This window comes from Mesorhizobium sp. B2-3-15 (genome assembly GCF_006442875.1).
Classification (GTDB): domain Bacteria; phylum Pseudomonadota; class Alphaproteobacteria; order Rhizobiales; family Rhizobiaceae; genus Mesorhizobium; species Mesorhizobium australicum.
Genome location: NZ_VFVO01000003.1, coordinates 323,141 through 334,993, shown reverse-complemented (window position 1 = coordinate 334,993; position 11,853 = coordinate 323,141). Strand labels below are relative to the sequence as shown.

The 11,853-nt window shown below is 63.7% G+C and carries 12 protein-coding genes; 7 read left to right on the top strand and 5 right to left on the bottom strand.

Translation table 11 applies throughout. The features are described from left to right. The first annotated feature begins 254 nt into the window (after positions 1–254). Complete coding sequence (locus FJ954_RS08780) at positions 255–1,391, top strand: FIST signal transduction protein (protein ID WP_140616037.1); 1,137 nt, start codon at positions 255–257, stop codon at positions 1,389–1,391. Positions 1,392–1,405: 14 nt separating this feature from the next. Next, on the top strand, positions 1,406–2,746 hold the full coding sequence (locus tag FJ954_RS08775) for a hybrid sensor histidine kinase/response regulator (RefSeq protein ID WP_015317500.1): 1,341 nt from the start codon (positions 1,406–1,408) through the stop codon (positions 2,744–2,746). Between the two features lie 13 nt (positions 2,747–2,759). Here the strand turns inward: FJ954_RS08775 and FJ954_RS08770 are convergent, their stop codons facing one another. Beyond that, positions 2,760–3,443: a response regulator transcription factor gene (locus tag FJ954_RS08770; RefSeq protein WP_140661097.1), complete on the bottom strand. Its 684-nt coding sequence runs from the start codon at positions 3,441–3,443 to the stop codon at positions 2,760–2,762. 230 nt (positions 3,444–3,673) lie between these two features. Between FJ954_RS08770 and FJ954_RS08765 the strand changes: the two genes are divergently transcribed. Next, positions 3,674–4,369, top strand: coding sequence for a fumarylacetoacetate hydrolase family protein (locus FJ954_RS08765; protein WP_140661096.1), 696 nt, complete (start codon positions 3,674–3,676; stop codon positions 4,367–4,369). Between the two features lie 3 nt (positions 4,370–4,372). Beyond that, positions 4,373–5,023 (top strand): maleylacetoacetate isomerase, encoded by a 651-nt coding sequence (gene maiA / locus FJ954_RS08760; protein ID WP_140661095.1) that lies wholly within the window; start codon positions 4,373–4,375, stop codon positions 5,021–5,023. Positions 5,024–5,027: 4 nt separating this feature from the next. Here maiA and FJ954_RS08755 read toward each other — a convergent pair whose 3' ends face one another. Continuing rightward, entirely contained in the window at positions 5,028–6,269 is a 1,242-nt protein-coding gene (locus FJ954_RS08755; RefSeq protein ID WP_140661094.1) for an MFS transporter, read from the bottom strand. Between the two features lie 99 nt (positions 6,270–6,368). Between FJ954_RS08755 and FJ954_RS08750 the strand changes: the two genes are divergently transcribed. Together FJ954_RS08750 and FJ954_RS08745 are read left to right on the top strand one after the other, a co-directional pair. Next, positions 6,369–6,830 (top strand): helix-turn-helix domain-containing protein, encoded by a 462-nt coding sequence (locus FJ954_RS08750; protein ID WP_015317495.1) that lies wholly within the window; start codon positions 6,369–6,371, stop codon positions 6,828–6,830. A 109-nt stretch (positions 6,831–6,939) separates the two neighbouring features. Further along, positions 6,940–7,983 (top strand): zinc-dependent alcohol dehydrogenase family protein, encoded by a 1,044-nt coding sequence (locus tag FJ954_RS08745; RefSeq protein WP_140661093.1) that lies wholly within the window; start codon positions 6,940–6,942, stop codon positions 7,981–7,983. Between the two features lie 12 nt (positions 7,984–7,995). Here FJ954_RS08745 and FJ954_RS08740 read toward each other — a convergent pair whose 3' ends face one another. Continuing rightward, positions 7,996–8,886 (bottom strand): DMT family transporter, encoded by an 891-nt coding sequence (locus FJ954_RS08740; protein ID WP_140661092.1) that lies wholly within the window; start codon positions 8,884–8,886, stop codon positions 7,996–7,998. Positions 8,887–8,993: 107 nt separating this feature from the next. Between FJ954_RS08740 and FJ954_RS08735 the strand changes: the two genes are divergently transcribed. Continuing rightward, on the top strand, positions 8,994–10,394 hold the full coding sequence (locus FJ954_RS08735) for a PLP-dependent aminotransferase family protein (protein ID WP_140661091.1): 1,401 nt from the start codon (positions 8,994–8,996) through the stop codon (positions 10,392–10,394). A gap of 232 nt (positions 10,395–10,626) precedes the next feature. On the opposite strand, the gene FJ954_RS08730 is transcribed toward FJ954_RS08735, so the two are convergent. After that, positions 10,627–11,124: a MaoC family dehydratase gene (locus tag FJ954_RS08730; protein WP_015317491.1), complete on the bottom strand. Its 498-nt coding sequence runs from the start codon at positions 11,122–11,124 to the stop codon at positions 10,627–10,629. Between the two features lie 259 nt (positions 11,125–11,383). After that, entirely contained in the window at positions 11,384–11,812 is a 429-nt protein-coding gene (locus FJ954_RS08725) for a phasin family protein (RefSeq protein WP_140661090.1), read from the bottom strand. Positions 11,813–11,853 lie beyond the last annotated feature (41 nt).

Here is an 11,853-nt window from a genome sequence, read left to right as displayed (position 1 = left end):
GGCCACGTGCTAGTCGTACACCGCACAACGCACAAAAAACAGCACGACGGAAAAGGCGGATCATTGTACTTTCGGTCATGGCCAGGGCACCAAAGTGCATTCCTCCGGCCCCATTGCCAAAACGCCTTCTGGCGGCAACAATGCCCTCGTCGCCCGCGCGCCAGGAGCACTTGAAAAGCCGCGCACAAGAAGGCGTCGGAGGAAATGCGGGAGGACCGCCGCTGACAAGTTCACGGACGCGCTACGCATGCGGCTTGTCGGCGCTGACCACGGACCAGCCCGACCCGGATGTCTTCGCACGAGCGGTAGCCGCCGAGGCCGCCGCCATCAATGCCGGCTTTGCCCTCGTGTTCTTTTCCCAGAGCCTGATCGAGGCCGGCGCCCTGTCACGGGCACTCTCGGCCCACGCGCCGTGTCTCCACCATGCTGGCTGTTCCACCGCCGGCGAGATCACGCCGCAGGGGCTCGAGGAAGGCCATATGCTGGCGATGCTGCTGCCCTCGGCGTCCTTCACGGCGGTCAGCACGATGATCGACAATCTGTCGACATCGGGCATGGACAGGATCACCGAAGAGGTCGAGGCCCTGCGGCGCACGCTGCGCGCCCGGCTCGGCGGCGAGCAGACCAGCAACACCTTCGCGCTCTGCTTCATCGACGGGCTGTCCTATGCCGAGGAAGCGGTGAGTTCGGCCATCCACTGGGGTCTCGACGACATACCGCTCCTCGGCGGCTCGGCTGGCGACGATTTGAAATTCGAGACGACGCGTCTGATCTCGAACGGCAGGGTCACCTCCGACAGCGCCATCATCGTGCTGGTCGCCACGGAAATTCCGTTCCACGTCTTCAAGACCGACAATTTCGTTCCCACCGACGAAAAGCTGGTGGTGACCGCGTCCGATCCGGATCACCGCGTCGTGCGGGAATTCAACGCCACCAATGCGGCGGAGGAATATGCCGCTTCGGTCGGGATCCTCCCACAGACCTTGACACCGTTGAGCTTCGCCTCGCATCCAGTGGTGGTGAAGGTGGGCGGAGAATATTACTGCCGCTCGATCCAGAAGATGCACGCGGATGGCTCGCTGTCGTTCTTCTGCGCCATCGACGACGGTGTCGTGCTGTCGATCGCCCAGCCCAAGGACATGGTGGACGCGACACGAGCGGCATTGCGCGAGGTCGAGGAAAGGCTGGGCGGCATCGATATGATCCTTGGCTTCGACTGCGTGCTGCGCCGGCTGGATGCGCGCAACCGCCAGGTCTTTCGTGACATTTCGGAACTCTACCGGGTCAACAATGTCATCGGCTTCGGCACCTATGGCGAACAATACCGGTCGATGCACCTCAACCAGACTTTCACCGGCATCGCTTTCGGCGACCGCCAGGCGGCTGAATAGGGCGGCGCAACAGCATGCCGCTCAGGAACATAAACGATCTCGACAGGCTGAAGAAGATCAACGCCGCCCTGGTCAGCCGCGTCGAGCGCTCGATGGACCAGCAAGGCAATGCCTTTTCGCTGTTCCAGACGGCGATCTCGTTGGAAAGCCGGGTGCGTACGCGCACCGAGGAACTGCATTCGACGTTGCGGCGGCTGGAGCAGTCGAACATCGATCTCAGCGCCGCCAAGGAAAACGCCGAACAGGCGAACCTGTCCAAGACACGGTTTCTGGCCGCGGCCAGCCACGACGTGCTGCAGCCGCTGAACGCCGCCCATCTCTCCGTCTCAGCCCTTGCCGAGGTGCAGACCAGCGAAGAGGGAAAGAAGCTCGTGCGGCAGGTCGAGCGCTCGCTGGAAACGATGGAAGACCTGCTGCGCACCTTGCTCGACATCTCCAAGCTCGACGCCGGCGTGGTTCAGCCCGACATTGGCGACGTCAGCCTGGAGGCGCTGTTCTCGTCGCTGCGCTCGGATTTCCAGCCTGTGGCGGAATTGAAGGCGCTGTCGCTGAAATTCCGGCCGGTCAATGCCGTGGTCCGCTCGGACAGGACGCTGCTGCGACGCATCCTGCAGAACATCCTTTCCAACGCGCTGGGCTATACGCGCTCGGGCGGCGTCCTTGTCGGCACACGCCATCGCGGCGACACCATCCGCATCGATGTCGCCGACACGGGCTGCGGCATCCCCGAGGATCAGCGCGAAGCGGTGTTCGAGGAGTTCCATCGCGGCACCTTGCCGGCTACCGCCGAACTCGACGGCGGCGGTCTTGGGCTGGGGCTCGCCATCGTGCGCCGCATGGCCGGCGCGCTCGGCCATCCCGTCACGTTTTCATCCAGGGTCGGCCGCGGTACCATCTTCCACATCGATGTCCCCGTCGGCCTCGGCGCGCCGGCCGACGCCATCGCCAGCGCCGCCAGCATGGAGCGGCCGCGCGGCTACGGCCTGTTCGGCACCAAGGTGCTGCTGGTCGAAAACGACGCCGAAGTGCTGGAAGCCATGACCTTCCTGCTCGAACGCTGGCAGTGCCTGGTACGCGCGGCGACCTCCACCGCCGATGCGCTGGACATGCTTGGCGACACCGACTGGCTGCCCGACATCGTCATTGCCGACCAGCATCTCGACGGCGGCGATCTCGGCACCACCACCATATCGGAGGTCCGCGACTATCTCGGCCGCGCCGTGCCGGCGCTGATTGTCACCGCCGACAGCTCCGAAGCCGTGGCCAAGGCAGCACGGGCCGGCGGCATCGAACTGATGCGCAAGCCGGTGAAGCCGGCGCAACTGCGCGCCCTGCTGGCGCATCTGCTGGCATAGCGGGAGGGTTGGCTCAAAACCCTACCTGATCCCGGAACAGCTCGGCGCTGTCCAGCTTCGACACCTCGATCACCGCTTGCGTCCGGCTATACACATTGAGCTTGCGCAGGATCTCCGACACATGCGCCTTCACCGTGGTCTCGCCGACCTGCAGCTCGTAGGCGATCTGCTTGTTGAGCAGGCCCTGGCGCAGCATCTGCAGCACGCGCAATTGCTGCGGCGTCAGCTTGGAAAGCCGCTGCACCATATCGGCGCGATCGGTGCTGTCCGCGCCCGCCGGCAGGCCCTCATAGGTTTCAGGCACATAGATCGCGCCGTCCATCACCGAGCGAATGGCGGCGGCGAGATCGCTCTTGCGCGCCGATTTCGGAATGAAGCCGGCAGCGCCGTAGGACAAGGCCTCGGAAATGATGCGAGGCTCCTCATAACCCGACACGATCACCACTGGCAGGCGCGGATAGCGGGTCCTGAGCTGCAACAACCCCTCGAAGCCGTGCACGTCGGGCATGCTGAGGTCCAGAAGCGCAAGGTCGAAAGGCTTTGCGTCGGCCAGCAAGTCCAGCGCCTCGGCGATCGAGCGCGCTTCGACTGTGTCGACCTCGGGATAAGCCATTTGAACGGCGCTGTGCAGCGCCTCGCGAAACAGCGGATGATCGTCGATGATAAGGAACCGGACGCGATCGGTAGGGGCTGTCATAGGGCTCGTTCCGGTTTACCGGGCACACCATAGTCTCCTGACCATGGCCGGATTATTGGCAAATAGTCTATCGCCGTCGAACAGGTTTCATCGCTGCAAAAAAATGATCGGAAGCCTGAATTCCTTATACAGCCTAGGCGAAGCCCATGCTTTATCAAAAGCGACGCCTTGCCCGCCCCTGGAAATCGGCCGAATGTGCCGCCGACTCCCCGCCAAACGCAGAGACCGCCATGACCGCCTTTGTCCTTCCCGCCCCGCCAACGCCTTCCGTCGCCATTGCGGGTTCCGGCGAACGCTTTGCCGTGCGGCGCATTTTCTGCGTCGGCCGCAACTATGCGGCACATGCGCGCGAGTTCGGCAATGACGATCGCGATCCGCCCTTCTTCTTCACCAAGCCGGCCGACGCGGTGGTCGATTCCGGCACTGATATCCCCTACCCGCCCCTGACGGAAAACCTCCACTTCGAGATCGAACTGGTGGTGGCGATCGGCACCTCAGGCTTTCGCATTTCCCGCGACAAAGCGCTGGACCATGTCTGGGGCTATGGCGTCGGCATCGATCTCACCCGCCGCGATCTCCAGGATGCCGCCAAGAAGGCGGCGCGGCCCTGGGACTGGTCGAAGGCCTTCGACCGTTCCGCGCCCTGCGGCCCGTTGGTTGCCGCACGGAAATCCGGGCACCCGGCCAAGGGACGCATCTGGCTCGCCGTCGACGGCGCGGTGAAACAGGATGCCGACCTCGCCGAACTGATCTGGCCGGTATCGGACATCGTCTCGATCTGCAGCGAAGGCGTGGAATTGCAGGCTGGCGACCTGATCTTCACCGGCACGCCCGCCGGTGTCGGCGCGATCAAGCCGGGTGAAACGATATCAGGCGGTGTCGACGGCATCGGCACGATCGAACTGACCATCGGCCAGCGGAAGTGACGCATGAGCGACATTGTCCTGCACAACTACTTCCGCTCCTCCACCTCGCACCGGGTGCGGATTGCCCTGGAGATGAAAGGGGTGGGCTATGACTACATCCCGCATCACCTGCGCCATGGCGAGCATCTGGAGGCGGCCTATCTCGCGGTCAATCCGCAGGGGCTGGTGCCGGCACTGATCTGGAGCGACGGCATGCTCCTGACGCAATCGCTGGCGATCATCGAGTTTCTCGACGAGACCATACCTGAACCCCCGCTATTGCCGAAGGATCCGCCGAGCCGGGCACGAGTGAGAATGCTGGCGCAGATGATCGCCTGCGACATCCACCCGGTGAACAATCTGCGCGTGCTGACTTCGCTGCGCACCCTGTTCGGCGCCGGCGACCAGGATGTCGCCAACTGGTTCCGGCATTGGGTCAATGAAGGATTTGGACCGCTCGAAAAATTGCTCACCGCGTCGCCCGAAACCGGCACATTCTGCCATGGCGAGGCGGCGGGGCTGGCCGACATCTGCCTTGCCGCGCAAGTCACCAGCAACGCCCGCTTCGGCGTCGACATGACGCCCTATCCGACAATCGCGCGCATCAACGCCGCCTGCGTGGCGCTACCCGCTTTCCAGAAAGCCGCGCCACAGAACCAGATCGACGCCGAGTAAGGGCTCACCGGCCAACGCGCAGCGTCAGCGCCCAGAACAATAGCGCCGTCAAGCCGATGCCGGCGCCGAGCAACGAAACACCGCTCCAGCCGGCCGCGGCATAGGCCATGGTCGAGGCGATCGAGCCGAGCGCACTGCCGACCGAGTAGAAGATCATGTAGCCGCCGACCAGCCGGCTGCGCGCATCCGGCCGACGGGAGAAAATCAGGCTCTGATTGATGACGTGGACGGCCTGGATTGCCAGATCCAGCATGACGATGCCGGCGACAAGCAACCAAAGCAACCATAGTGACATGCCCATGAAGGCGATAGGCAGCCAGGCCGCCGCCATCATAAGCAGGCTGAGGCCAGTGACCAGTTGACCATGCCCGCGATCCACCAGACCACCGGTCCATCGCGCCCCCAGCGCGCCGGCGACACCGGCAAGGCCGAACAGCCCGATCGCGGTGTGCGGCAGTGAAAATGGCGGCGCGCTGAGCGGCAGCACCAGCGGTGCCCACAGCACGTTGAAGCTGGCGAAGATCAGCAAGGCGAGCACCGCGCGCACGCGCAGCAGCGGTTCCCGCACGAACAGCAGCACCATCGAGCCCAACAGCCTGATGTAGGACGTGCGCGGCCGCTCTGCCTCATGGCGCGGCAGGATGGTGTGGAGAACAACCGCCATGACAAGTGTAAGGCCGGCCGAGACAAGATAGACCCAGCGCCAGCCGGCGAGATCGGCGACGACGCCGGCGACGAAGCGGGCAAGCAGGATGCCTGTTATGACGCCGCTGGTGACGGTGCCGACCGCCCGCCCCCGTTGCGACGGCGCGGCGAGGTCGGCCGCGTAGGCAACCAGTACCTGCACCATCACGGCAAGCAGCCCGACCGCCGCGAGGCTCGCCAGCAGCATCGCCGCGTTCGGTGCAAGTCCAACGGCTATCAGCGCCACGGCCGAAAGGATCGCCTGGCCGGCAATCAGCTTGCGGCGATCGAACAGGTCGCCCAGCGGCACGATGAAGAACAGGCCAAGCGCATAGCCGACCTGCGTGACCGTCACCACGATGCCGATCGAGGCCGGCGCAATGGCAAAATCATGCGCCATGGCGTCGAGCAGCGGATGGGCGAAATAGACATTGGCGACGCTCAGGCCACAGGCGATGGCGAAGACCAGCGCGGTCATTGCGGACAATCCCGGTGTGACTTGCCTCGGCTCTTCGGGCTGCGCCGCCTTCGCTGCCGCGCCGTTCACCACCTGTATATTCATGAGGCTCTCCAGAAAAGGTTTCAATTTGAAACCACTTGTGGGATAAACAAAACAGTTTTATCTTGCAACCAAAATGAACAATCTGGACCAACGAAAGCCATGGTGAAACGAACGAGCCACCAGAGTGCGGATTGCCTGATCGCGCGACCGCTGGATGCGATCGGCGACTGGTGGTCGCTGCTCATCGTGCGCGACGCGTTCGACGGGTTGCGACGCTTCGGCGAGTTCCAAAAGAGCCTGGGCGTTGCCAAGAACATCCTGTCGGCGCGGCTCCGAAATCTGGTTACGCACGGCATCCTCGAAACCGTCCCGGCCCCCGACGGCAGCGCGCATCATGAATATGTGCTGACGCAAAAAGGACGCGGCCTGTTCTACGTGCTGATCGCATTGCGGCAATGGGGCGAGACCTATTTCTCCGGTCCGGGCGAGCCCTACACCTTCATGGTCGACACGGAGAGTGGCCGGCCGATAAGGCGTCTTGAAGTGCACGCAGAAGACGGCCGCCTGCTTGCCCCCGGTGACACCCGGCTTGCCGATTTCCGCAACCAGGAAAACAGCTGACCGCAGGGTCCGCGGACTGGCCAGCCTGGCGGAGTCGATTTCCGCTTGACCGAACAGGGAATCGGCTATCGTTTCCACAGTGAGTGTCGTCTCAAGGGTGGAATGAACGATGAAAGCCGTCGTCTTCGAGAAATTCGGCGAAGCGCCGACGATCCAGACCGTGCCAGACCCCAAGCCGGCGGCCGATGGCGTCGTCATCAAGGTCGAGGCGACCGGGCTTTGCCGCAGCGACTGGCACGGCTGGATGGGCCATGACGCCGATATCCGCCTGCCGCATGTGCCGGGCCACGAACTGGCCGGCGTCGTGGTTGCCGCCGGCAAGCACGTCACCCGCTGGAAGGCGGGCGAACGCGTCACCGTGCCGTTTGCCGTCGGCTGCGGCCACTGCTTCGAATGCACATCAGGCAATCACCAGGTCTGCGAACACCAGTCCCAGCCTGGCTTCAACGCCTGGGGCTCATTCGCCGAATATGTCGCTATCGAACACGCCGATACCAATCTCGTGCGCCTGCCCGACGAAATGGAATTCGCCACCGCCGCCAGCCTCGGCTGCCGTTTCGTCACATCGTTCCGCGCCATTGTCGATCAGGGCCGGGTAAAGCCCGGCGAATGGGTGGCGGTGCATGGCTGCGGCGGCGTCGGCCTGTCGGCAATCATGATCGCCAGTTCGATGGGCGCCAACGTCATCGCCATCGACCTCACCGAGGAAAAGCTGGACTTCGCCAAACAGATCGGCGCCGTGGCGACCATCAACGCTTCGACGACGCCGAATGTCGTCAAGGCCGTCAAGCAGATCACCAATGGTGGCGCTCACATGTCGATGGACGCGCTCGGCCATCCGACGACGTCCTTCAACTCGATCGCCAATCTGCGCCGGCGCGGCCGTCACGTGCAGGTCGGCTTGATGCTGGGCGAACACGCCCGCCCGCAGGTGCCGATGGACAAGGTGATCGCCTTCGAACTCGAAATCCTCGGCAGTCACGGCATGCAGGCCTATCGCTACCCCGCGATGATGGAGATGATCCGCCACGGCAAGCTCAAACCCGAACTGCTGGTCGGCAAGAAGATCAGCCTCGACGAAGCGCCAGCGGCCTTGATGGCGATGGGCGGATTCGAGGGTATCGGCATTGGGGTGGTGACGAAGTTCTCGTGAGGGTCGGCATCGCTATGCAGCCGCACGACGCGGCAAATCCTGCTTGGCAAACTTCTTCGCGCCGAAAACGCAAAGCACCACGCCGAGCGTAACGACGATCATCATCGGGCTGACCTGTTCATGCAGCAGCGTCGCCGCCAGTGCGAGCCCGAAGAACGGTTGCAGAAGCTGCAACTGCCCCACCGCCGCAATGCCGCCTTGCGCCAGGCCGCGATACCAGAACACGAAGCCGATCAGCATGCTGAACAGCGAGACATAGCCAAGACCAATCCAGGCATTGGAGCCGACGCTGGCGAAGGATGGCGGCAGGGTCGCAAAGGTCAGCACCAGCATGACCGGCAGGGACAGCACCAGCGCCCAGCAGATCACTTGCCAGCCCCCGAGCTTGCGCGACAGCGCGGCACCCTCGGCATAGCCAAGGCCGCAGGCGACGATGGCCGCAAGCATCAGCCCATCGCCAACCGGCGAAGCCGTCACGCCTTGCGCAAGCGCGAAGCCCGCCACCAGCGCACTGCCCAGGCATGAGAACAGCCAGAAGGCCGGCCGGGGCCGTTCACCGCCGCGCAGCACGCCGAAGATCGCGGTCGCCAGCGGCAGCAGGCCGACGAAGATGATGGAGTGGGCCGAGGTGACATGCTTCAGCGCCAATGCCGTCAGCAAGGGAAAGCCGACGACCACGCCAAGCGCAACGATGACGAGCGACAGCAAGTCATGACGCTCGGGGCGCTTCTCGCGGAACACAAGCAGCAGCGCGAGACCGAGCAGGCCGGCAATGACCGCGCGGGCCGACGTCAGGAATATCGGGTCGAGATCCATCACCGCCACGCGCGTCGCCGGCAACGAACCGCTGAAAATCAGCACGCCGATAAATCCGCTCACCCAGCCGCTCGCCGTCTTGTCCATCGCAGGCTCCGTTTGTTTCGCCCCTCTATGGGGCCCGCGGCTATGGCGCCACCAGAGACAATGCAGTACAATTCGATAAAACTGTCATGGTTTTCTGGAAGGTACAGATGGACGAAGCAGTCAGGCTCGACAGCGCCGGAACTCTCGTCGAAGGAGTCATGGCCGCCATCCGGCAGCGGATTGCCGCGCGCAGCCTGACGCCTGGAGCAAGGCTGCCCTCGATCCGCGCTTTCGCCAAATCCATGCAGGTGTCGAAATCCACCGTGGTCGAGGCCTACGAACGGCTTGCCGCCGAAGGCGCGATCCGTTCGCGGCCCGGTTCCGGTTTCTATGCCGCCGGGTCGCTGGCACCGCTGTCGCTCGCCGAGATCGGTCCCCGGCTCGACCGTGCCGTCGATCCGCTCTGGGTCTCGCGCCAGTCCCTGGAGGCTGGCGACGAGGTCCTGAAACCCGGCTGCGGCTGGTTGCCGGCTTCATGGATGCCACAGGCCGGGCTGCGCCGGGCATTGCGCACTGTCGCGCGTGCCGACGATGTCGCGCTCGCAGATTACGGCACGCCGCTCGGGCTGCCGCCGCTGCGGCAATTGCTGGCGCGGCGCATGGCCGGGCACGGCATCGAAGCCTCCCCCGACCAGATCATGCTGACGGAATCGGGCACCCAGGCCATCGACCTCTTGTGCCGGTTCCTGATCGAGCCCGGCGACACCGTGCTGGTCGACGATCCCTGCTACTTCAACTTCCATGCTCTGCTGCGCGCCCACCGCGCCAAGGTCGTCAGCGTGCCCTACACGCCGTCGGGGCCGGACATCGAGCTGTTCGCCCAGGCGCTGGCCGAACACCGGCCGCGCCTCTACATCACCAACTCGGCCATCCACAACCCGACCGGCGCGATCCTGTCTCCGGTGACGGCCCATCGTTTGCTCAAACTGGCCGACCAGTCGGATCTGACCATCGTCGAGGATGATATCTTCGCCGATTTCGAGCACATTCCCGCCCCAAGGCTAGCGGCGTTCGACGGCCTTAGTCGCGTCGTCCAGATCGGCAGTTTCTCCAAGACGCTGTCGGCGTCGGTCCGCTGCGGTTTCATCGCCGCGCCCCGTGACTGGATCGAGGGCCTGACCGACCTCAAGATCGCCACGACGTTCGGCGGCGGACGGCTGGCGGCCGAACTTGTGCTGACGCTGCTGAAGGACGGCAGCTACCGAAAGCACATGGATTTGCTGCGCGCCCGCCTTTCGCGGGCCATGGGCGAGACCAGCGCCCGGCTGAAGGCGATCGGCATCACGCCCTGGATCGAGCAGCCGGCTGGGCTGTTCCTGTGGTGCACCCTGCCGGAAGGCGTGGACGCGGCCGAAATCGCCCGCAGTGCGCTCGCCGACAACATCGTGCTGGCGCCCGGCAATGCGTTCAGCCTGTCGCAGTCCGCCAGCCGCTTCCTGCGCTTCAACGTCGCCCAGTGCGCGGACGAGCGGATTTTCAAGGCGCTCGAAACGGCGATGACTCGCTGATATGGGAACCACCAAGTCAGCAGACAAATAAGCCGCGACAACACCTCGTTGTCGCGGCCTTCTGCCCCATCAAATCAGACCATCCATGAAACGGCAGAACGCCGCCAAATCTCACCATTTGCGCGGATGCTCAATCATGCCTTTTCCGAAATGCCATACACAGATCTGGGCCTATTCCTTGCCGCACAAGAACAGCTGAAGGAATTGACGCAAGGAGCCTAGCGGGCGCCGTTCAGGCCCCTGCCCGTTTGCGGCGCTCGTAGAGCATGACGAGTGTTTCAGCCATCAGCGCCGGCTTTTCCTCGCCTTCGATCTCGACCGTGTTGGCTGCCTTCATCAGATACTGGCCCGGGCCTTTGTCTTCCATGGAAAGCAGCTTCGTGCGCAAGCGAATGCGTGCGCCGACCTTGACCGGCGCCAGGAAACGCACCTTGTCGAAACCATAGTTGAAGGCGGCCTGCGTATTCTCGGGCACGATCCCCATTTCGAGGGCCAGCGCGCCGATGATCGACAGTGTCAGATAGCCATGCGCGATCGTGGTGCGGAACGGGCTTTGCCGCCGCGCCCGTTCAGGATCGACGTGGATCCATTGATGGTCGCCCGTGCATTCGGCGAACTGGTTGATACGGTTCTGGTCGACCGTGGTCCATTCCGAGACGCCGAGCTCCTGTCCGGACATCGTTCTCAGCTGCTCGTAGGTTGGCGGCGTTTTAGGCCGTACTTCCGTCATGCCTGCTTTCCCGATCGCTTCCAAAGCTTCCGGACCACGAACCGGCGGCCTCTGTCAATTCGTCCCTCGCAAATCCGTTCCGGCGGATTCGCGCTCACTCGTGCCATGTCTTGCCATGCGATGGCAGGCGAATTGGGACTTTTCCGACCTTTCAGACTGCCGGGAGCTTATGGCGTGGCGCTAATGCAACTGTGCGAAGGGTTACGGTATCGGGAACGGGGTGTGCCCGGCCGAGAGCGGAACGACAGCCCATGAGAACCTACTTCTGCCCGTAACCGGCGCGGACCTCCTCCATCGCCTCCTTGATGCGTGCGCGCAGGATGTCGATCGATTCGGTGCCTGATTTCCTGGCTAGCTCAGCCACTTCACCGGCGTTCTTGAGCGCCGCCTCAAAGGATTTTCTAGCAAACTCGGTCTGCTTGGCCATCAACTCCTGCGGATTGCCCGGTGCGCGGTAGCTCTGCGCCATGTCGGCGATCTCGCGCAGCGTGTCCTGCAGCATTTCGCGTTGCCTAGACAACAGCGAGGACGTCCCAGCCGCCCCGGCACGCGCGGATCTCTCCAAAGCTTCGAGATTCTTGCGGTGATGCGCAAGAATCGCTTCGACATCCACATTCGGCACCTTCAGGTCACGGCCGAACCTGCCGAACATCTCCATGAAGGAATCGGATTCCGATTGTCTGGCCATGATTGTCATCTCCCCTTTGCCGCGATCGCGGACGCCCTCAT